This is a genomic window from Hansschlegelia zhihuaiae (assembly GCF_004103825.1).
GTDB classification, from domain to species: Bacteria; Pseudomonadota; Alphaproteobacteria; order Rhizobiales; family Methylopilaceae; genus Methylopila; species Methylopila zhihuaiae.
Genome location: NZ_RYFI01000003.1, coordinates 216,650 through 238,195 on the forward strand (window position 1 = coordinate 216,650; position 21,546 = coordinate 238,195).

The 21,546-nt window shown below is 68.2% G+C and carries 16 protein-coding genes, 1 tRNA gene and 1 pseudogene; 3 read left to right on the forward strand and 15 right to left on the reverse strand.

All coding sequences use genetic code 11. The features are described 5' to 3' along the window. Window positions 1-96: 96 nt before the first annotated feature. The 5 genes from clpX to EK403_RS04945 form a co-directional block, all read right to left on the reverse strand. On the reverse strand, window positions 97-1,362 hold the full coding sequence (clpX, locus tag EK403_RS04925) for an ATP-dependent Clp protease ATP-binding subunit ClpX (protein ID WP_128776377.1): 1,266 nt from the start codon (window positions 1,360-1,362) through the stop codon (window positions 97-99). A 209-nt stretch (window positions 1,363-1,571) separates the two neighbouring features. Continuing rightward, complete coding sequence (locus EK403_RS04930) at window positions 1,572-2,213, reverse strand: ATP-dependent Clp protease proteolytic subunit (protein WP_128776378.1); 642 nt, start codon at window positions 2,211-2,213, stop codon at window positions 1,572-1,574. A gap of 92 nt (window positions 2,214-2,305) precedes the next feature. Next, complete coding sequence (tig, locus tag EK403_RS04935; protein ID WP_128776379.1) at window positions 2,306-3,754, reverse strand: trigger factor; 1,449 nt, start codon at window positions 3,752-3,754, stop codon at window positions 2,306-2,308. A 99-nt stretch (window positions 3,755-3,853) separates the two neighbouring features. Continuing rightward, a tRNA-Leu gene (locus EK403_RS04940) sits at window positions 3,854-3,938 on the reverse strand. Window positions 3,939-4,064: 126 nt separating this feature from the next. Continuing rightward, complete coding sequence (locus EK403_RS04945) at window positions 4,065-5,558, reverse strand: NAD(P)H-hydrate dehydratase (RefSeq protein ID WP_245479511.1); 1,494 nt, start codon at window positions 5,556-5,558, stop codon at window positions 4,065-4,067. A 288-nt stretch (window positions 5,559-5,846) separates the two neighbouring features. Here EK403_RS04945 and EK403_RS04950 point away from each other — a divergent pair, with 288 nt between their 5' ends. Both EK403_RS04950 and glnA read left to right on the forward strand, forming a co-directional pair. Further along, window positions 5,847-6,185 (forward strand): P-II family nitrogen regulator, encoded by a 339-nt coding sequence (locus EK403_RS04950; RefSeq protein WP_128776483.1) that lies wholly within the window; start codon window positions 5,847-5,849, stop codon window positions 6,183-6,185. 79 nt (window positions 6,186-6,264) lie between these two features. Further along, window positions 6,265-7,674 (forward strand): type I glutamate--ammonia ligase, encoded by a 1,410-nt coding sequence (gene glnA / locus EK403_RS04955; protein WP_128776484.1) that lies wholly within the window; start codon window positions 6,265-6,267, stop codon window positions 7,672-7,674. Between the two features lie 77 nt (window positions 7,675-7,751). On the opposite strand, the gene EK403_RS04960 is transcribed toward glnA, so the two are convergent. From EK403_RS04960 to EK403_RS05000, 9 genes are all read right to left on the reverse strand, one after another. Beyond that, on the reverse strand, window positions 7,752-8,870 hold the full coding sequence (locus EK403_RS04960) for an acyltransferase family protein (RefSeq protein ID WP_128776380.1): 1,119 nt from the start codon (window positions 8,868-8,870) through the stop codon (window positions 7,752-7,754). Continuing rightward, entirely contained in the window at window positions 8,867-9,283 is a 417-nt protein-coding gene (locus EK403_RS04965; protein WP_128776381.1) for a hypothetical protein, read from the reverse strand. The genes EK403_RS04960 and EK403_RS04965 overlap by 4 nt, the downstream gene beginning before the upstream one ends. 10 nt (window positions 9,284-9,293) lie before the next feature. Next, on the reverse strand, window positions 9,294-10,883 hold the full coding sequence (locus EK403_RS04970) for a GMC oxidoreductase (RefSeq protein ID WP_128776382.1): 1,590 nt from the start codon (window positions 10,881-10,883) through the stop codon (window positions 9,294-9,296). Continuing rightward, window positions 10,880-12,022, reverse strand: a complete 1,143-nt coding sequence (locus EK403_RS04975) for an acyltransferase family protein (protein WP_245479526.1) — start codon at window positions 12,020-12,022, stop codon at window positions 10,880-10,882. Before EK403_RS04975 ends, EK403_RS04970 begins: the two co-directional genes overlap by 4 nt. A 572-nt stretch (window positions 12,023-12,594) precedes the next feature. Further along, window positions 12,595-13,911, reverse strand: coding sequence for a GTPase HflX (gene hflX / locus EK403_RS04980; RefSeq protein ID WP_128776384.1), 1,317 nt, complete (start codon window positions 13,909-13,911; stop codon window positions 12,595-12,597). 104 nt (window positions 13,912-14,015) lie between these two features. Continuing rightward, a complete protein-coding gene (gene hfq / locus EK403_RS04985) occupies window positions 14,016-14,291 on the reverse strand; it encodes an RNA chaperone Hfq (protein ID WP_128776385.1) in 276 nt (91 codons plus the stop codon). A gap of 251 nt (window positions 14,292-14,542) precedes the next feature. Then, on the reverse strand, window positions 14,543-15,406 hold the full coding sequence (locus EK403_RS04990; RefSeq protein ID WP_128776386.1) for a D-amino-acid transaminase: 864 nt from the start codon (window positions 15,404-15,406) through the stop codon (window positions 14,543-14,545). A 177-nt stretch (window positions 15,407-15,583) separates the two neighbouring features. After that, complete coding sequence (gene ntrX, locus EK403_RS04995; RefSeq protein WP_128776387.1) at window positions 15,584-16,951, reverse strand: nitrogen assimilation response regulator NtrX; 1,368 nt, start codon at window positions 16,949-16,951, stop codon at window positions 15,584-15,586. 36 nt (window positions 16,952-16,987) lie between these two features. Continuing rightward, window positions 16,988-19,240, reverse strand: a complete 2,253-nt coding sequence (locus EK403_RS05000; RefSeq protein WP_245479512.1) for a sensor histidine kinase NtrY-like — start codon at window positions 19,238-19,240, stop codon at window positions 16,988-16,990. Window positions 19,241-19,464: 224 nt separating this feature from the next. Between EK403_RS05000 and EK403_RS05005 the strand changes: the two are divergent. Further along, a pseudogene (locus tag EK403_RS05005) lies at window positions 19,465-20,090 on the forward strand (DUF1989 domain-containing protein). A gap of 9 nt (window positions 20,091-20,099) precedes the next feature. Here the strand turns inward: EK403_RS05005 and ntrC are convergent. Continuing rightward, entirely contained in the window at window positions 20,100-21,539 is a 1,440-nt protein-coding gene (ntrC, locus tag EK403_RS05010) for a nitrogen regulation protein NR(I) (RefSeq protein ID WP_128776389.1), read from the reverse strand. Between the last annotated feature and the right edge of the window lie 7 nt (window positions 21,540-21,546).

Below are 21,546 nucleotides of genomic sequence, written 5' to 3' on the forward strand. Positions count from 1 at the left end.
CCCGCAAGCGGGAGAAGGTGCTTCGACGACGCGCCATAGAAAAGCGCCCGCGGATCGCTCCGCGGGCGCTTTGACTTCAGCCGATTCGAACGTCCGTCAGGCGCTGGCGCCGGCCTCGTTCTGGCGGTCGGCGTAAATGTAGAGCGGGCGGCCCTTGCCCTCGGCGACGTCGCCGGAGATCACCACCTGCTCGACGCCTTCGAGGCCGGGCAGGTCGAACATCGTGTCGAGCAGGATCTGCTCCATGATCGACCTGAGGCCGCGCGCGCCGGTCTTGCGCTCGATCGCCTTCTTGGCGATCGCGGTCAGCGCGTCCTCGTTGAAGGCGAGGTCGACGTTCTCCATCTCGAACAGCCGCTGGTACTGCTTGACCAGGGCGTTCTTGGGCTCGGTCAGGATCGTCTTGAGCGCGGCCTCGTCGAGGTCCTCGAGCGTCGCGAGCACCGGCAGGCGGCCGACGAATTCCGGGATCAGGCCGAACTTCAGCAGATCCTCGGGCTCGACATGGCGGAAGATCTCGCCGGTCTTGCGCTCGTCCGGCGACTTCACCTTGGCCCCGAAGCCGATCGAGGTGCCCTGTCCCTTCGACGAGATGATCTTGTCGAGGCCCGCGAAGGCGCCGCCGCAGATGAACAGGATGTTGGTGGTGTCGACCTGCAGGAACTCCTGCTGCGGGTGCTTGCGGCCGCCCTGCGGGGGCACGGAGGCGACGGTGCCCTCCATAATCTTCAGCAGCGCCTGCTGCACGCCCTCGCCCGAGACGTCGCGGGTGATCGAGGGGTTGTCAGATTTGCGGGAGATCTTGTCGATCTCGTCGATATAGACGATGCCGCGCTGCGCCCGCTCGACATTGTAGTCGGCCGACTGCAGCAGCTTCAGGATGATGTTCTCGACGTCCTCGCCGACATAGCCGGCCTCGGTCAGCGTCGTGGCGTCCGCCATGGTGAACGGCACGTCCAGGATGCGGGCGAGCGTCTGAGCGAGCAGCGTCTTGCCGCAGCCGGTCGGGCCGATCAGCAGGATGTTGGACTTCGCGAGCTCGACGTCGTTGTGCTTGGTCGCGTGGTTCAGCCGCTTGTAGTGGTTGTGCACCGCGACCGAGAGCACCTTCTTCGCATGGTCCTGCCCGATCACGTAATCGTCGAGGACCTTGCGGATCTCCTTCGGCGTCGGGATGCCGTCGCGCGACTTGACCAGCGAGGATTTGTTCTCCTCACGGATGATGTCCATGCACAGCTCGACGCACTCGTCGCAGATGAAGACGGTGGGCCCGGCGATGAGCTTGCGCACCTCATGCTGGCTCTTGCCGCAGAAGGAGCAGTAAAGGGTGTTCTTGGCGTCGCCGCCGCCGACCTTGCTCATTCACTCACCCCTTTCGGGTTGAAGCCCGGCGCCGAGGAGAACGCCGCTTCATCGTCACGTCATACGCCGCCGACCTTAATGGTCCGGCGTCAACAGGTGGGTACAGGACTGCCGCGACGCAACGCCGCTTTGGATGATAGGCGATTGCGCGCGCGCAGCAACAGCCGCGCGCCAGTGTGCGCAAGAACGTGGTCGACGATGCGTTTTCGTCACGCCGCCTTCTGGTCGGCGTCGCCGTCGGTCGGGCGCCGCTCGAACACCTCGTCGATCAGGCCGAAGTCCTTCGCCTGCTCGGACGACATCATGGTGTCGCGGTCGAGCGTGCGCTCGATCTCCTCGTAGGAGCGCCCGCAGTGCTTGACGTAGATCTCGTTCAGCCGACGCTTGATTTTGACGATGTCCTCGGCGTGCCGCTCGATGTCGGAGGCCTGGCCCTGGAAGCCGCCGGAGGGCTGATGCACGAGGATGCGCGCGTTCGGCAGCGCCGCCCGCATGCCCTTCTCGCCGGCGGTCAGGATCAGCGAACCCATCGAGGCCGCCTGCCCCATGCACAGCGTCGCGACCGGCGGGCGGATGTACTGCATTGTGTCGTAGATCGCGAGGCCGGACGTCACCACGCCGCCGGGGGAGTTGATGTAGATCGAGATTTCCTTCTTCGGATTCTCGGCCTCGAGGAACAGCAGCTGCGCGCAGATCACCGCCGACATGTCGTCGTGGAACGGGCCGGACAGGAAGATGATGCGCTCCTTGAGAAGCCGCGAATAGATGTCGAAGGAGCGCTCGCCGCGATTGGTCTGCTCGATGACCATCGGGATGAGGAAGTTGGTGGCCTGATCAACCAAATCGCGCATGTGTGATCCTCATCCTTCCTTCAGCCGACGCGACGCGGCGCCGGCCACTTTCTGAGTCGCGCCGTCAGTCGAGGCCGCGGGACCGCCCCGCGTCAAGCCTCGGACTCGTCCCCGGCTTCCGCCGCGGTCTTCGTCCTGGACTTGGCCTTCTTGGGCGCGGCCTTCGGCTTGTCGGCCTCCTCGCCGTCCTCGTCGGGCTCGGCGAACAGCTCGTCCTTGGAGACTGCGCGCTCCGTCACCGAGGCCTTGCCGAGGATCGCGTCCACGACCTTGTCCTCGAACAGCGGCGCGCGAAGCTCGGCCAGCGCGTCCGGATTGTTGCGGTAGAAGTCCCAGACCTGCTGCTCCTGGCCCGGATACTGGCGGGCGCGCTCGACGAGAGCGCGCGTGACCTCGTCGTCCGAGACCTTCACGTCGTGCTTCTCGCCGATTTCCGCAAGGACCAGCCCGAGCCGCACCCGCCGCTCGGCGATCTTGCGATATTCGGCGCGGGCGCTCTCCTCGGATTCGCCCTCGTCCTCGAGCGTGCGGCCGGTGCGGGCGAGATCGCCCATCACCTGACGCCAGACATTCTCGAACTCCTGCTCGACGAGGGTGGGCGGCAGGTCGAAGGAGTACTGCTCGTCCAGCGCGTCGAGCAGCTGGCGCTTCACCTTCTGGCGGGAGACCCGGGCGTAGTCGCCGGCGATCTGGTCGCGCACGGCCTCCTTGAGCTTGTCGAGCGACTCGAGTCCGAGGCTCTTGGCGAGCTCGTCGTCGATCTTGAGCTCCTCCGGCGCCTCGACGCCCTTCACGGTCACGTCGAAGGTCGCGTCCTTGCCGGCGAGATGGGCGGCCTGGTACTCGGCCGGGAACGTCACGGAAACCTGCTTCTCGTCGCCGGCCTTCACGCCGACGAGCTGCTCCTCGAAGCCCGGGATGAAGCTGTTCGAGCCGAGTTCGAGCGGCGCGTCGGTCGCCGAGCCGCCCTCGAAGGCCTCGCCGTCGATCTTGCCCACGAAGTCGATCGTCACGCGGTCGCCATTGGCGGCGGCGCCGTCCTTGGCCGAGAAGGCGCGGTTCTGCTTGGCGACGCGCTCGACGGCCTCGTCGACGTCCGCTTCGGCGACCTCCGCGTTCAGCCGCTCGACCTTGAGCGAGCTGACGTCGGTGAGCTCGACCTTGGGCAGCACCTCGACCGCGACCGTCAGGCCGAGATCGTGCCGGCCTTCGATGACGCCCAGCACCGCCTTCTGCTCGTCCGGCTCGTCCTCGGCCGTGACCTTGACCTTGGGCTGCATCGCAAGCTTCAGGCCGTTGTCGTCGACGATCTTGCGGTTGGCGTCCGCCACCACCTGGTCGAGCACCTCGGCCATCACCGACTTGCCGTAGAGCTTCTTCAGATGCGCGACCGGCACCTTGCCCTTGCGGAAGCCGTTGATGTTGACGCGGTCCTTCAGCGTCGCGAGACGCTCGTTGAGGCGGGCGTCGAGATCGGAGGCCGAAACGACGACTTTGAACTCGCGCTTCAGGCCTTCGTCGAGGGTTTGCGTCACCTGCATGAGCGTCGTCTCTTTAGCTGAATCCCGACCGCGGCGCCTTGCGGCGCAAGGATCGGGAGTTGGAAGCGAACCTGTCGCATTCGGCGGAGGCTCTGGCGCTGGTGCGGGCGGAGGGGCTCGAACCCCCACGGCTTTCGCCACGGGAACCTAAATCCCGCGTGTCTACCAGTTCCACCACGCCCGCGCCGGGCGCCTCGCCTGACGCGCCGAAGGGGCGCGAAACGCGGGCGCGTCTATAGCATGGCGGCGCCGGAAGGCGAGCAAAAACGACAGAAACGTCATCCGGCCGAGACTGGCCCGCAACGCGCGTTCAGGAGCGATCGCCATTCTCGAGGGCGCGCAGAGCCGCCGGTATCGCGTACGGCAGATCGTCGGCGGTGAGGCCCCGGCCGAACGACTTCGCGGCCTCGCCATGCAGCCAGACGGCGGCGGCCGCGGCTTCGAAGCACGGCATGCCCTGGGCGAGCAGGCCGGCTGCGATCCCGGCCAGCACGTCGCCGGCGCCGGCGGTCGCGAGATAAGCCGGAGCGTTGTCGGCGACCGCCGCGCGGCCGTCCGGCGAGGCCACGACCGTGTCCGGCCCCTTGAGCACGACAGTCGCGCCGAGCAGCGCCGCGGCCGCCTTGGCGCGGTCGATCTTGGAGGCGTCCTTCTCCACACGCCCGCCCATCAGCCGGGCGAACTCGCCCTCATGCGGCGTCAGGACAGCTTCGACGCCGCCGTCCTCGATCGCGGCCCCGAGTTCTTCGGGCCGGTCCTCGAAGATCGAGAACACGTCGGCGTCGAGAACCGCGCATCCGCCGGACGAAAAACCCTGGTCGAGCGCCTCGCGGGAGGCCTCGGTGTCGCCGGCGCCCGGGCCGAACACCCAGGCGTTCACCCGCCGGTCGGCGAGGAAATCGGACCAGCCGGCGCGCGGATCGAGCTCGCGCAGCATGACGGCCGTGACATGCGCGGCGTGGTGCTCGAGCGCCGGCCGCGGCCCGACCAGCGTGACGGCCCCTGCGCCCGCCCTGAGCGCGGACGCGGCGGCGAGCCGGCTCGCGCCGCCCGCGAGCGGCGGCCCGCTCCAGACCGCGACATGGCCGCGGGAATATTTGTGCCCTTCGATCGACGGCTCGGGGAAGGACGAGCGCCAGAGGGCGGGACGGTTCAGCATCGCGGCGGGCCGCGCCGCCGCGATCGCGCTGTCGGGCGCGCCAATGTCCGCGAGGTGGACGCGGCCGCAGAGCGCCCGTCCCGGCAGCAGCACATGGCCGGGCTTGAGGCGCACGAAAGTCACGGTGGCGTCGGCGCGGACGCAGGCGTCGCCGAGCGGCCGGCCGGTCGCGCCGTCCAGACCGCTCGGCACGTCGACCGCGAGGATCGGCCGGCCGCTGTCGTTGGCGGCGCGGACCGCGGCGGCCGAGCGGCCGTCGAGCGGACGGGAGAGCCCCGCGCCGAACAGCGCGTCGACCACGAGTTCGGCCCAGCCGAACGGAGCCTCCACGAGGTCGACGGTTCGGCCCATCCAGCGCTCCGCCATTTCGGCGGCGTCTCCCTTCAGGGACGCGAGGTCGCCCGCGAGGGCGACAACGACGTCGTGCCCCGCCTCGGCCAGGCGCCGCGCCGCGACGAAGCCGTCTCCGCCATTGTTGCCCGGACCTGCGAGGATGAGCACCCGGCGCACGTCGCGCCAGTCCCGGGCGCAGACATCGGCGACCGCGCCGCCCGCGTTCTCCATCAACGCGACGCCCGACGTCCCCGCCGCGATGGCCGCCGCGTCCACCTTGGCCATCTCGGCCGGCGTCAGGAGTTCAAGCATTTGTGCGTTCCCGTCTCGCCGCACAGGGCAGATGCACAAAAGGCGACCGAGGGTGCGACCAAACGCGTCGCAGCGCTGCATATTTATTGATCATACTGCCTCAAAGGTGGACAGGCTGGACGGCATTCAACGTATTGCGGGGCCCGCGACTCCAAGCGGCGCTTGACCGCGACACGCTTTTCCGCGACGGCCTTCATTGGCATGCTTGCTGCTAAGTGCGCGGCGCCCCGCTTGCTCCGCCGGAAGGATGCGCGGCGGGACGCGCGTGACACGAGGAGGCCCGTCAACGTGAAGAAAATTGAAGCCATCATCAAACCGTTCAAGCTTGACGAGGTGAAGGAGGCGCTTCAGGACGTCGGCGTGCAGGGCATCACCGTGACCGAGGCGAAGGGCTTCGGGCGCCAGAAGGGGCATACCGAACTCTACCGCGGCGCAGAGTATGTGGTGGATTTCCTTCCGAAGGTGAAGATCGAAGTGGTGCTCGCCGACGATATGGTCGAGCGGGCCGTCGAGGCCGTCCGCAAGGCCGCCGCCACGGGGCGCATCGGCGACGGCAAGATTTTCGTGTCGCATGTCGAAGAAGCGATCCGCATTCGCACCGGCGAAGTCGGCGTCGACGCGATCTGACAATCCCATCCCCCAGGCGCTCGGCCAAAGCGGCGCCCCGCGAGAACAGTCTGACATTGGAGGAACGAGACCGATGGCGATGAAATCGGCGAACGACGTCATGAAGTTCATCAAGGAGAACGACGTGAAATACGTCGATCTCCGCTTCACCGACCCCAAGGGCAAATGGCAGCACGTCACCTTCGACATCACGATGGTGGACGACGAGTTCTTCTCCGAAGGCCAGATGTTCGACGGCTCGTCGATCGCCGGCTGGAAGGCCATCAACGAGTCCGACATGCTGCTGATGCCGGACGTCGCGACCGCCTGCATCGATCCGTTCTTCGCCGCCACGACGCTCTCCGTGGTCTGCGACGTGCTTGAGCCCACCACCGGCGAGCCCTATGAGCGCGACCCACGCGGCACGGTGAAGAAGGCCGAGGTCTACATGCAGTCGCTGAACATCGGCGAGACGATCTATTTCGGCCCCGAGGCCGAGTTCTTCGTGTTCGACGACGTCAAGTTCTCCGCGACGCCCTACAAGGTCGGCTTCGAGGTGGACAGCGACGAGCTTCCGACCAACTCCGACGCCGAATACGACACCGGCAACCTCGGCCACCGGGTCCGCACCAAGGGCGGCTACTTCCCGGTCCCGCCGGTCGACAGCGCGCAGGACATGCGCGGCGAGATGCTGGCCGCCATGGCCGCGATGGGCGCCAAGGTCGAGAAGCACCATCACGAGGTGGCCTCGGCCCAGCACGAGCTCGGCCTGAAGTTCGAGGAGGTCGTCCGCATGGCCGACCATCTGCAGGTCTACAAATACTGCATCCACCAGGTGGCGCAGTCCTACGGCAAGACCGCGACCTTCATGCCGAAGCCGGTCTATGGCGACAACGGCTCGGGCATGCACTGCCACATGTCGATCTGGAAGAAGGGCAAGCCGGTCTTCGCGGGCGACAAATATGCCGGCCTCAGCCAGGAGTGCCTCTGGTACATCGGCGGCGTGATCAAGCACGCCAAGGCCATCAACGCCTTCACCAACCCGACGACGAACAGCTACAAGCGCCTCGTGCCGGGCTTCGAGGCGCCGGTGCTGCTGGCCTACTCCGCCCGCAACCGCTCGGCCTCCTGCCGCATTCCGTGGACCAACTCGCCGAAGGCCAAGCGCGTCGAGGTGCGTTTCCCGGACCCGGCCGCGAACCCCTATCTCGCCTTCGCGGCGCTGATGATGGCCGGCCTCGACGGCATCGTGAACAAGCTCGATCCCGGCCAGGCGATGGACAAGGATCTCTACGACCTGCCGCCGCGCGAGCTGAAGAAGATCCCGACGGTGTGCGGCTCGCTCCGCGAGGCTCTTCAGTCGCTCGACAAGGACCGCGAGTTCCTGAAGAAGGGCAACGTGTTCACGGACGACCAGATCGACTCCTTCATCGAATTGAAGATGCAGGAAGTGATCCGCTTCGAGCACACCCCGCATCCGGTCGAGTACGACATGTACTACTCGGTCTGAACCTCAGGGCTCGACCAACCTCGGATGCGAAAGGGGACGCCTCCGGGCGTCCCCTTTTTCGTCGCGCTCCTTGAAGTTCAGGCCGACGCCGCGGCGGCTTTCCGGGGCCGCCCCGCTCGGCTGACGATGAAGCGCTGGGCCGGCCGTTCGACGACGTAATGCAGCGCGGCCGCGGCCAGCACCGAGAGGCCGGCGGCGAGCGCGCCGAGGCCGATCAGGCCCGCCGGGCCCGAGACGCCTAGGATCTTCGCCCCGAGACCGTAGGTCACCATCAGCACCGGGGCGTGCGCCAGGTAGAGCGCGTAGGAGATCTCCCCGCCCCAGACCAGCGGGCGGGAACGCAGCAGTCCGCCTCGCGGAGCCAGCCCCTTGAGGGCGAGCAGGTAGACGAGCGCGAGCAGGCCCGGCCAGACCAGGATGCTGGGCGCGCCGGCAAGGACCGCGAGAGCCATCGCGAGCAGGACGCCTGCCGTCATCCATGTCAGCCGGGCAGGCGCGATCGTGGTCCCGGCGCCGGTCTCCATGATCTGGCGCAGCGCGACGCCCGCGAAGAAGGACGGGACGATGCGGACCGCGCCCCAGTAGGTCAGGTTGAACAGGTCGAGGCCGAAGACGGCGCGGACCGCCGCCCAGAGGATCGCGGCCAAAGCGAGCGCCGCGGCGAGCTTTGCGACGGGCGACCGCAAGGCCGAGACGGCCGCGAGATAGACCGGGAAGCAGAGATAGGCGGTCCATTCCGCGCCGACCGACCACGATGGCTGGTTCCAGGCGTTCTCCCGGATGAGCCCCACGGCGTTGAGCAGCGCCGCGTGCTCGAGGAAGCCTGCGACCGTCGGCGTCCAGGGCGGCGCCATGCCGACGAACGTCCCCGCCCCCACGATCGCCGCGACGCCGAGCAGGCAGACGAGATGCAACGGCCAGATGCGCGCGATGCGTCGCGCCAGGAAGTCGCGGTGGTCGTAGCGCCCCTCCCGCCACGCCGCGCCGTAGACGTGGGCGAGCACGAAGCCGCTCAGCACGAAGAAGAAGTCGACCGCGAGCCGCGCCAGGGCGTCGGTCGGGATCAGCGTCCCGATCGCGTCGCGCGAATAGGCGTCGACGTGGTAGAGGACGACCGCCGCCGCCGCGAAGCCGCGGGCCGCGGTGAGCTCGGAGAGGTCGACGCCCGGAGGCGGCGCGACGCGACCGCCGCTCATGCCGTCGCTCCGCAGAGCAACCTCCCGGCGCAGAGCGCGGCCTCGGTCTCGGACAGCAGCCAGCCGTCCACCATGACGATCCGCCCCTCGGCGAAATCGAGCGCGCACTGATCCTTGACGAGCGCCGCGCGGGACGTCGGGCAGGTCTCGCCCATGGCGGCGCGCGTGAAGGGCCGGCCGGCGAGCGACGACGCGAGCCGGGGCAGGTCCAAAGACATGTCGGACTGCGACAGCAGCGCCTCGCCGACCCGCCGCGACGCCTCGCCGTCCGGGGCGAGTTCGAGCAGCGAGAAGAAGTCCGGATGGTTGCGCGGCACGAAACGGCAGACCACGCGGCTCGCGCCATACGCGGCCCCCCCGAGGACGGCGAGACCGACGGAGCCGAGCAGCAGGCGGCGGGTGACGGCGGCCATCCTCTCCTCCTCAGGCGGTCGCCGCGAGCCGCTCGGCGAGACGGATCGCGAGCGCGACAATGGTGAGCGTCGGGTTGGCGCAGCCGCCGGTCGTGAAGACCGAGGACCCTCCGATATAAAGGTTCTCGACCGAATGCACGCGGCAGTTCGCGTCGACGACGCCCCGGCGCGGGTCGGAATGCATCCGGGTCGTGCCCATATGGTGATAGCCGGAGAACGCCATGTCGAGATCGGGCGTCTCGGCGATGCCGAGCTGCACGCGGCCGAGGCCCGCGGCGCCGATCGCCTGACCGATCAGCTCATGGGTGCGACGCAGCCGCAGGAGGTCGTCGGCGCTCACCCGCCAATCGAGCGCGATGCGGTTCTGCCCGAAGCGGTCCTTGGCGTCGATCAGATAGACCCGGCTGTCCGGATTGGGCGCCTGCTCGGCGTCCTGCCTGAGCTTGAAGACATGCGCGGCCTCCGGCGGCGCGACGCGACGCGCGACCTGTCGGAAAACCCCGGTCGCGACCGAGCCGAGATCGTCGACCGCGTCGCAGTAATGCTCGGCCAGTCGGTCGGGCATATGACCGCGGCTGAATGCCTTCACCATGGAGGAGAACGCGATCCAGCCGTGGTTGCGATAGTCGGTGGAATAGATCTCATTCGCGTGCTGCGGCACCAGGAAAGCCGAGTTGGTGGTCAGCCGCTCGCGCTTCGTGAGTTCCGGCGTGAGCCTGAGGCCGAACTGGAGCTCGGCGCCGTCATAGATCTGGCTCTCCGAATAGAGCCGCGCGTCGACGCTGTCGGCGAGCAGCACCGTGGTGGCCTCGATCGTCATGTGGTCGGTGTAGTAGCGCCCGACGAGCCCGTGCTCGTTGCCGATCCCGGCCGGCCTCTGGGCCCGGGCGTTCAGCAGGATGCGAGCGTTCTCGATGCCGCCGCAGGCGAGGACGAAGGTCTTCGCCCGGACGGTGGCGACGTGGCCCTCAAGCGTCGAGACCGAAAGCGAGGAGACTGCGTTCGACCCCTCGGCGAGCCGCACGTCGGTCAGGTTGGCGTGCAGCCAGCAGTCGATCCGCGGCTCGGCCTCGACCGCTCCGTGGTATTTCTCGGCGAAGCGCGTCGGGGGGCTCTGCTGGAAGACGTCGGTGATCACCCGCGAAGGGTCGAGCGGCAGCGCCGGAAGCGGCACGATCCGGCGCCAATCCTCCCAGTCGTACCGATATGGCCCGAGGTCGAGATAGCCCTGGGCGCGCGCATAGAAGGGGTCGAGGTCGGCGCGCCGGATCGGCCAGCCGAACCCCCCGAGCCCCTCGCGCGGCTCGAAGTCGAGGGCGTCGAGCGGCGCGCACAATCCGGTCCAATGGCCCGAGGTGCCGCCGAACTGCCGGAGCCGCGAATTCGCCACGTCGATGTTGCGATGGCCCACGACCTCGCCGCGATAGAGGTCCTGCGTGTCGTCCTCATAGGCGTCGCCGCCGCCCTCGAGCAGCACGACGCGGCGACCCTTACGGGCGAGTTCGAGCGCGATCGTCATCCCGGCCGGCCCGGTCCCGACCACGCAGACCTCGCCTTCGATCTCGGCGGGCGCGCCTCCGGTCCGCAGGTCCGAGATCATGCCGCGCCGCTCTTCTGAGCCGCGGACGCGCCTTGCCTTGGCCGCAGCAGCAGGTTCGCCACCACGCGCCGCCCCGGGCGCTCCACGACCACATAGGCGATGTGCGAGCCGACAATCGTCGCCGCGATCGCGATCACGCCGAGGACAGCGCGCTCGCCGACGCTGGTCGCGAGGCCAAGCCGCTCGGCGAGCGCGAACACGACCTGCAGCGCGATCGCATGGATGAGGTAGAGCGCGTAGGAGAGCTCGCCGAGCCAGGCGAGCAGCCGCCCGCGCAGCAAGCCGGGCTCGGCCCATGTCCCCCGCGAGGCGAGCGCCGCGACCAGCACCACCATGGGCGGCCACAATGCGTCATAGCCGACGCCCAACGCGACCAGCCCCGCGCAGACCGCGAACACGCCGGCGACCGCCGCCGCATAGGCGCGCGGCGTCATGGACGTGAAGATCGGTTCGTCGTCGAACAGCCGCCGGAGCAGGATGCCGGCGAAGAAGGACGGCGCGATCCTGAGCGCTCCGCCGTCGAAGGTGAGCGACACCAGCTCCTGCCGAAGCGCAAGCTCGCTGAACGCCGCGATCGCGACGAATCCCCCGAGGCCCGCGGCGATCCGCGCCACCGTTCCGCGCACGCGGTCAGCCAGCGCCAGGAACAACGGGATCGCGAGATAGGCGCACCATTCCGCGCTGACCGACCAGGACGGCCAGTTCCAGGCGAGGTCCGACGTCGCCCAGGTGGAGTGCATGAGCAGGGCCGTGACGAGGAAGGTCCACCAGTCGTGCGGATTGTCGGGCTCGACGCCCATGAAGCGGCCCGCCGTCACCAGCAGCAACACCAGCAGCAGGGTGGCGAGGTGCAGCGGGTAGAGGCGGGCGAGCCGCCGCGCGAGGAAGCCGAAATAGCTGAAGCGGCCCTCGCGCCAGGCCTCGTCATACATGTGCGCGAGCACGAAGCCGCTCAGCACGAAGAAGAAGTCCACGACGATGCGGGTGTACTCGACCGCCGCGGGGAGCGTCGCATTGCCTTCGATCGTCTTGGCGTAGGTGTGGGCGAGCACGATCCACACCGCGGCCAGTCCGCGCGCGGAGACGAGCTCCGGCAGGAGCTGACCAGGCTTGAGCCTGTTGGTGGCGTCGACCGACATCGTCACGCTTTCGTCCCGCGCGCGGCGGCGTCGTTTCGGACCGGCGCGGCGTCGATGATCGGATGAGGCTAAACCCAAGAGGCTTAAGGCGAGATTATGCCAACCGCAGAGCCGGCCGCGCCTTTATGACGGAAAAGGCGAACCGCGCTTGACGGACCGACCCGACGGGCGCATGATTCAGAGGTCAACACAAAGTACGGAGGTCTAGAAAAATGACTCCGCCGAAGCGTGTAGACTTACCGCGGTGACGCGCATCCGGAGCGCGAATAGGCTGCGGCAGGATAACAATTGAAACTGGTTTTTGCCGAAGGTTTGCTTTTCGACTTCTTTAGTCAGCGCGCCGATGGATCGGAACGGCGTCGTTGACTGATTGGATGAGGGGCGAAGACTTCGGAATAGATCGACGACGCGCAGGATCCACTATCAGCCGGAGCCACGCAAAGCGGGCCGGCCCAACCCAGAGCGGATCTGCCGCATCGACTTACTAGGAACGCCTCGCCGCCTGGTCGGCGGGGCGTTTCCGCGTTTGGCCCTCGCCCGAGCAGCCACGAGCCGTGCGCGGCCGGCGCGCCTCATGCGCGGCGGCGCCGGTCCTCGGGCTCAGTCGCTTCCACCCTCGCGAAACGACGGCGGAGCCCTTCGATCCGCTCCGGCTCGACGCGCACAGTGAAGCGGACCGAACCTTCGGGCTCGACCATGCGGTCCATGACGTCGCCATGGCGGCGCAGCCAGTTCTCGCCGGCGCCGTCCGTCGCCTCGAGGATCACCACGACCGTCTCACGCGTGGCGGACAGCCGGTTCTCCACCGCTTCGAGCAGAGCTTCCTCGCCCTCCCCCGTGAGCGCGGACATGACGACCGGCCTCGCGGCCTCCGCGCGCCGCGCGGCGGTCGCGGCGAGCGTCTGGCGAATTTCGGGATCGAGCCGATCCACCTTGTTCCAGACTTCGATGAGCCGCCCGTCGGTCTCGGGATCGATCCCGAGGTCGCGCAGCACCGAACGGACGTCGGAGCCTTGCGCCTCCGCGTCCTCGTGGCTGACGTCGCGGACATGCAGGATCACGTCGGCCTCCAGCACCTCCTCGAGCGTCGCCCGGAAGGCGGCGATCAGCTGCGTCGGAAGCTCCGAGATGAAGCCGACCGTGTCGGAGAGGATGGCGTGCGCGCCATGCGGCAGCCGGATCTGCCGCAGCGTCGGGTCGAGCGTCGCGAACAGCATGTCGGCGGCCGTCACCTCGGCCCGGGTTAGGCGGTTGAACAGCGTCGACTTGCCGGCGTTGGTGTAGCCGACCAGCGCGACCACCGGATAGGGCACGCGCTTGCGGCCGGCCCGGTGCAGGCCGCGGGTGCGCTTCACCTGCTCGAGCTCCCGCTCGATCTTCAGGATGCGCTCGCCGATGACCCGGCGGTCGGCCTCGATCTGGGTCTCGCCGGGGCCGCCAAGGAAGCCAAAGCCGCCGCGCTGGCGCTCGAGATGGGTCCAGGAGCGGACGAGGCGGCTCTTCTGCCAGGTGAGATGGGCGTGCTCGACCTGTAGCACGCCCTCCTTGGTGCGGGCGCGACGACCGAAGATCTCGAGAATCAGCCCCGTCCTGTCCAGGACCTTGGCCCCCAGCTCCTTTTCGAGGTTTCGCTGCTGGACGGGGGTCAGCGCCGCGTCCACCACCACGAGCTCGATCCCGGAGGCGCGCACGAGGTCGGCGAACTCGGCGACCTTGCCCTTGCCCAGGAAAGTCGCGGGGCGCACCTCGGACAGCGTCACGAGATGGCTTTCCGCGACGTCGAGGTCGATCGCTTCCGCGAGGCCGACGGCCTCCGTAAGCCGCGCCTCGGGCGGACGGCCGGAATCGTCGACCGCGCCCTTCCGCCCGAGCGTCGGCGTGACCACCATGGCCCGCGTCCGCGCCTTGCGGCGCCGGGTCGTCAGATCAGAATCCGCGTCCTGTCCCAATCGCCGTTCCTGCTAGACGGCGCCCGGACCGCAGACGGCGGTCGTCACCGGCCGGCGCGCGCCGGGACGGCGACCTCGGCGTCCGCCTCCTCCGGCTCGAAGAGCTGGATCGGGTGGCCGGGCATCACCGTCGATATGGCGTGCTTGTAGACGAGTTGCGAGTGCCCGTCGCGTCTCAGCAGCACGCAGAAATTGTCGAACCACGTCACGACGCCCTGCAGCTTGACGCCGTTCACGAGGAAGATAGTCAGCGGGACCTTGTTCTTGCGAACGTTGTTGAGAAACGTGTCCTGCAGATTCTGGGTGCGCTCGGCGGCCATCTTCTTGTTCTTTCATTTGAGCTCAACCGTTCGCCGCTTCGCCGCCGACGCGAGGCGAATGGAGCCTGTCTCGGGATTTTTTCCCGCCTGCCGCCCCGTCCCCGACGTCGACGCGCAGTCCGAACCGGCGTCGGGTCATATTAATGCTGCGGCGCCGGCTTTCCGCAAGGCCGCAGAGGTAGGACTGTCAGCCTCAGGGGCGCCGCAGAGCCAATTTCGTTAGCCGTCATTCCCAGATCAGGACAGTGATTTCAAGCGGCGCCGTGGTCGGCGAACTCGTGGAACCGCTTCCGAAGCTCGAGCGCGACCTTGCCGGGCGCGCCGTCGCCGACCTTCTCGCCGTCGATCGACACGACCGGCGTCACGATCGCGGTCGCGGCCGTCATGAAGGCTTCACGAGCCGCCTTCGCCTCCGCGACCGTGAAGGGCCGTTCTTCGAGCCTGATCTGCAGGTCGCGCGCCATGTCCATGACGGTCGCGCGCGTCACGCCCTGAAGGATGCCGTGATCGGCCGGGCGCGTCACAAGCATGCCGTCTTCCGTCACGATCCAGGCGGTGGTCGAGCCGCCCTCGGTCACGTTTCCGTCGCGGTCGACATACCAGGCTTCGCGGGCGCCGGCCTCCCTGGCCTGCTGCTTGGCCAGCACGTTGGGCAGCAGCGCGACCGACTTGATGTCGACGCGCGGCCAGCGGTTCTCCGGCATGGTCACGACCTTGACGCCGGCGGCCGCTGCGGCCTCGGCCTTGGCCCGGTCGGCGGAGCGGGCCGTGACCACCACGGCGGGGCGCACGCTCTCGGCCGGGAAGTAGTGGTCGCGGCGCGCGACGCCGCGGGTGACCTGAAGATAGACGATGCCGTCCCGCACCCGGTTGCGCCTCACCGTCTCGCGCAGCACGACCTTGAGCGCGCTCTCGGCCATCGGCGCGCGGATCTTCAGCTCGCGCAGCGACCGCCAGAGCCGTGCGAGGTGGCGCGGCTCGTCGATCAGCCGCCCGTCGCGCACCTCGCAGACCTCGTAGACGCCGTCGGCGAACTGGTAGCCGCGATCCTCGACATGGACGTGGGCGTCCGCGTGCGGGACGTAGCGGCCGTTGACATAGGCGATGCGGGACATTTGCGTTTCCGATTTCTCGACCTGCGTCATGGTCCGGCTTGACCGGACCATCCATGCCGAAGACGCGCTCGACTTCGCCGATGGGTCCTCCGGTCAAGCCGGAGGACGACGCCTCATTATGCGAAGGCGCGCTCACTACCGCTCATGCAAATTTCTGCGGCCCGCGATGCGTTTCGCTTATCCGATGCCGAGCGCCTTGAGCTTGCGGTGCAATGCCGAACGCTCCATGCCGATGAATTCGGCGGTGCGCGAGATGTTGCCGCCGAAGCGGCTGATCTGGGCGAGCAGATACTGCCGCTCGAAGATCTCGCGGGCGTCGCGCAGCGCGAGGCCCATCAGCTGCTCGCCGCCCGCCCCCGTGGGCGTCGGCGGCACCATTGTGCCGATCTCGGAGGGCAGCATCGACGCGGTCACCACCGCCTCCGGGTCGCCGCCCGCGAGAATCATCAGGCGCTCCACATTGTTGCGGAGCTGGCGGACATTGCCGGGCCAGTCATGGCTCTGCAGCACCGCCATGGCGTCCTCGCCGATCGTGCGCTTGGCGAGGCCGGTCGCGGACGAGATCTGGTCGAGGAAGAAGTCAATCAACTCCGGAATGTCCTCGCGCCGCTCGGAGAGCGCCGGCACCCGCACGGGCACGACGGCGAGGCGGTGGAACAGGTCCTCGCGGAACCGGCCGGCCGCGATCTCCTCCTCGAGATTGCGGGCGGACGACGAGATGATCCGCACGTCGACCTGGACCCGCGTGGTCCCTCCGACGCGCGTGAAGGTCTGCTCGACCAGCACGCGCAGGATGCGGTTCTGGGTCTCGCGCGGCATGTCGGCGACTTCGTCGATGAAGAGGGTGCCGCCATGAGCTTCCTCTAGCGCGCCGATCTTTCGCGAGCCGTTCTCCGCGCCCTCGACGCCGAACAGCTCCTCCTCCATTCGCTCGGGCGTGATGGCGGCGGCGTTGATCAGCACGAACGGCCCCTTGGCGCGCGCCGACTTGGCGTGGATGACGCGGGCCGCGAGCTCCTTGCCGGAGCCGGACGGCCCGGCGATCAGGATGCGGCTGTTGGTCGGCGCCACGCGGTCGAGCGCGCCGCGCAGCTGGTTCATCACCGTCGACTTGCCGATGAAGCGCGTCGCGACGCCCGAGCCGCGCCGCAGATCCTTGATCTCGCGCTTCAGCTGGAAGGATTCGAGCGCCCGCTGGGCGATCAGCACCAGCCGATCGGCCTTGAACGGCTTTTCGATGAAGTCGTAGGCCCCGTTCTTGATGGCCGCGACCGCGGTCTCGATGTTGCCGTGGCCCGAGATCATCACGATCGGGATCTCGGGATGGTCGCGGTGGATGATCTCCAGCAGCTCGAGCCCGTCGAGCTTCGAGCCCTGCAGCCAGATGTCGAGGAAGACGAGATGCGGCCGGCGCCTGGCGATCTCGGCCAGCGCGTCGTCGGAATTGCGCGCCGTGCGCGCGCCGTGGCCCTCGTCCTGCAGGATCCCGGCCACGAGCTCGCGGATGTCTGCTTCGTCGTCGACGATGAGGATGTCGGTGGCCATGTGGGTCTCGAAAAGCTCCGAATGAAGGTTGTGGCCTCAAGCGGCGGGCGCCGCGTCGGCGGGAACGACGGTCTGGGCGGAGGGGCTGCGGGCCTGGAACCAGAGGCGGACCGTGGCCCCCCGGCCGCCGGTCGCGACGGCGGGCGAGTCCAGGAGCTCAACGCCGCCGCCATGCTCTTCCATGATCTTGCCGACGATCGCGAGGCCGAGCCCCGTGCCCTTTTCGCGGGTGGTCATATAGGGCTCCAGAAGCCGTTGGCGGTTCTCGACCGGCAGGCCGGCGCCATTGTCCGTCACCTCGATCACCGCGATGTCGCCCTCGCGCCGGACGGAGACGTCAATCCGCCCGCCTCCATTGGCGTTTTCCGGTGCGGCGTGAACGGCCTCTGTGGCGTTTTTGACGATGTTTGTGACCGCCTGCGAGATCAGGCGCCGGTCGAACTTGGCAGGGACGATCGAGTCTACGCCGGTCGCCTCGATGCGGATGTCCGGATAGCCGACCCGCATCATGAAGACGCCCTGCTTGACCACCGAGGCGAGATCCTCCTCCTCGATGGTCGGCTTCGGCATACGGGCGAAGGACGAGAACTCGTCGACCATCCGCTTGATGTCGTCGACCTGGCGGATGATCGTGTCGGTGCACTGGTCGAAGATCTCGCGCTCCTCGACGATGACCTTGCCGTATTTGCGGCGGATGCGCTCTGCGGACAGCTGGATCGGGGTCAGTGGGTTCTTGATCTCATGCGCGATGCGGCGGGCGACGTCCGCCCAGGCGGAGGTGCGCTGGGCGCTCACGAGCTCCGTGATGTCGTCGAGCGTCACGACGTAACCGTGCTCGTCCGCCGCCGAGGTCTCGGTCGTGAAGCGGACGTTGAGGTTGCGCTCGCGCGCGGCCCTCAGGATGGTGATCTGGCCCTGCACCAGCCGCTGCGAACGGCCGAGGGCGGCGTCGATGAGGGGCGCGAATTCGGGCGCGGCGTCGCGGAGCGGCTTGCCGAGCAGGGTCTGCTCCGGCTCGCCGATCAGGCGCTCGGCGGAACGGTTCATCAGCGTCACGCGCCCCGAATGGTCGATGCCGATGACGCCGGCCGAGACGCCGGCCAGCATCGCCTCGGTGAAGCGGCGGCGGCTGTCCATTTGCTCGGCCGCCTCCACCAGCTTGTTGCGCTGGGTGCGAAGCTCGGCCGTCATCTTATTGAAGGTCTCGCCGAGCGCCCCGAGGTCGCCGTCGGCCTTCTTGCCGAGCGGGACCTGGACATAGAGGTCGCCCTGGCTGACCTGATCGGCCGCGGTGATGAGCCGGCGGATCGGCGAGACGAGCCGGTTGGCGAAGGCGAGGCCGAGCCAGATCGCGGCGAGCAGCAGCGACAGCGACAGCAGCACGTAGAGCAGCGCGAAGGTCGCCTGGATGCGCGGCCGGCGCAGCGTCAGCGCGTTGTATTCCTCCGACCCTTGCTCGACGAGCCGCATATAGCTGTTCGCCCGCGGGTCGACGGGGCGCGCCACGAACAGCACCAGATCGTCATAGCCCGAAAGTTTCAGGACCGCGCCGATGGCGTTCTGCTTGCCGGGCGCGAGCAGGATCGGCTCGTCGGTCGGCGCGCTCTCGATGTCGGGCGCCGGCGGCTTCGGAAAGTCGCGCCCGATCTGGATCTTGGCCCGTTCGACCACGCTCATGTCGCTCGGCCGGACGAGCTGCGCCTCCGGAAGCCCGCGGATGGTGGCCTGCGCCGTGAAGAACTCGGCGAAGCGCTCGCGATCCCTGTCGAACAGCGGCCTCGCGCGGTTCACGTCGTTCGCCATGGCGAGGATCTCCCCGCGGATCGAACGCGCATGCTCATTCAAATAAGCCCGCGCCACGACCAACGAGTTGTCGACGATCTCGCGGACGCGCGTTGAGAAGAAGCTGTCGAATCCCTTGTCGATCGTGATGAGCGCGAAGACGGCGAGCAGCGCGGCGGGCGCGACGGCCACGATCGAGAACAGCGCGACCAGCCGCCCGTGCAGCTGCGAGCCGGCCTGCGCGCGCCAGCGCGCCATCACGAAGCCGCGGATCTCCCAGACGATGATGACGAGCAGCAGCGCGACGAAGCCGCCATTCACGAAGACCGCGATGCGGCTCGTCTCCTCCGTCGGCTCGATGTCTGCACGGCCGGTCAGGATCATGAAGGTGACGAGCGCCGAGATCAGCGCCGCGATGACCGCGAGCGGCCCCACGACGCCCGGCCCGCGGCGTTCGCGCGTGTGCGGGAGCTCGGAGGCGGCCGGACTGGCGTTTTCGTCGGACACGAAGGACCTGGGCGGGCGGAGAACGCTGGCCGGCTTACTCCCGGCCCCTAGCCGCGACGCTCCCCCGCATGACGAGTCGCGGCTTGCATTCGATGATGCAGCCATACCACACTGTTGTCGGAATGCGACAGCTTTGCGGCGGCCGCCGCCATCCGTTCCGGTCCGTCCGGCCGCCGTCCCAGGGGCGGAGCAGGATCGATCGCCGCTTGAAGGAGACATGCCCGATGACGAGCGCCTTCAAAGAGGTCGAGGACGAAGGCCGGATCGGGGAGCGCCTGACTGTCCCTGCGAAAGGCCGCTGGTCGCGTCGGCTGGAGCCCGGCCAATCGCTGACGATCGTCGATCTCGAGGGCCGACAGGCCGTCGATTTCCTGTGCTACGCGGCCGGGCAGCCGGCAGACAGGATCAACATCCCGAACACAAGCTCAACGGATCGCTCTACGTCACCAAAGGCTGCCGCATCTATTCGGACCTCGCCCGCGTGATGATGACGGTGACCGAGGACAGCTGCGGTTACCACGACACCCTCGCGGGCTGCTGCAGCTGCGAGATCGACAGGGTCCGCTACGGCGTGGAAAAGACCGAGAGCTGCCGGACCAATTTCATCGCGGAGCTCGCCGGCTGGGGCATGTCGCCGTCCGAGATCGTCTCCAACATCAATTTCTTCATGAGCGTGGCGTTCGCGGAAGACGGCGCGGTGAAGATCGTCGAAGGCGTCTCCAAGCCCGGCGACCGCGTCACGCTCCGGGCCGAGATGCCGGTCATCGCGGTGCTATCGAACTGCCCGCAGGAGCACAATCCGGCGGCCGGCTTCGCCCCGACGCCGATCGAGGTGATCGTCTCAGGCTGAGCCGGACGCTCACCGTGTCAGGCGCAGCACCTGCACGTCGAGGTCGCGGATCTTCTTGCGCAGCGTATTGCGGTTCACGCCGAGCAGCTCCGCGGCCTTGATCTGGTTGCCGCGCGTGGCCGCGAGCGCCGCCGAGATCAGCGGATACTCCACCTCCCGCAGCACCCGGTGGTAGAGGCCGGGCGGCGGCAGGCTTTCGCCAAACTCCGAGAAATAGGCGGTGAGGTGCCGCTCCATCGAGCCGCCCAGCGTCTCGGCCTGGCCGGACTCCTCGCCGAGGCTCGAGGTCGCAGGCTGGGAGAGCTCGGCGTCGATCGTGCCTGCGCCGATGATCTCCTGCGGGTAGAGCGCGGCGAGCCGGCGGATCAGGTTCTCGAGCTCGCGGATGTTGCCCGGCCAGCGATAGCGCTTCAGCCGGTCGAGCGCCGCGACGTCGATCTGCTTCGGCGGCAACCCCTCGCGCTCGGCGAGCGCGAAGAAGTGGCGCACGAGGTCAGGCACGTCCTCGGCGCGCTCCCGGAGCGGCGGCAGCCGGATCGGCACGACGTTCAGGCGGAAGAACAGGTCCTCGCGGAACAAGCCCTGCTGGATGAGCAGGCGAAGATCCTTGTTGGTGGCGGCGACGATGCGCACGTCGGTCTTGATCGCGGTGCGCCCGCCGACGGTCGTGTATTCGCCCTGCTGCAGCACGCGCAGAAGGCGCGTCTGCGCCTCCATCGGCATGTCGCCGATCTCGTCGAGGAACAGCGTGCCGCCCTCGGCCTGTTCGAAGCGGCCCGAGGAGCGCGCCTGCGCCCCCGTGAACGCGCCCTTCTCGTGGCCGAACAGCTCGGCTTCGATCAGGTCGCGCGGGATCGCAGCCATGTTGATGGCGACGAACGGCCCGGCGCGGCGCTTGCCGTAGTCGTGGAGCGCGCGGGCGACCAGCTCCTTGCCGGTGCCGCTCTCGCCTGAGATCATCACCGTGAGGTCGGTCTGCATCAGCCGCGCGAGCACCCGGTAGATGTCCTGCATGGCGGGCGAGCGGCCGACCAGCGGGATCTCGTCGCTCTCGACCTCATTGGAGCGGCGCGCCCTGCCCTTCGGCTCGGTCAGCGCGCGCCCGACGATCGCGATCAGCTCCTTCAGGTCGAAGGGCTTCGGCAGATACTCATAGGCGCCCTTCTCGGAGGCCCGGATCGCCGTCATGAAGGTGTTCTGGGCGCTCATCACGACGACGGGCAGTTCGGGGCGCGCCTTCTTGATGCGCGGCAGCATGTCGAAGGCGTTCTCGTCCGGCATCACCACGTCGGTGATCACCAGGTCGCCGTCGCCCTGCGCCACCCAGCGCCAGAGCGTGGCGGCGTTGCCGGTCGAACGGACCTCGTAGCCCGCCCGGCTCAGCGCCTGGTTGAGCACGGTGCGGATCGCGGCGTCGTCGTCGGCGACCAGGATCGATCCCTGCGGCATGTCCTGC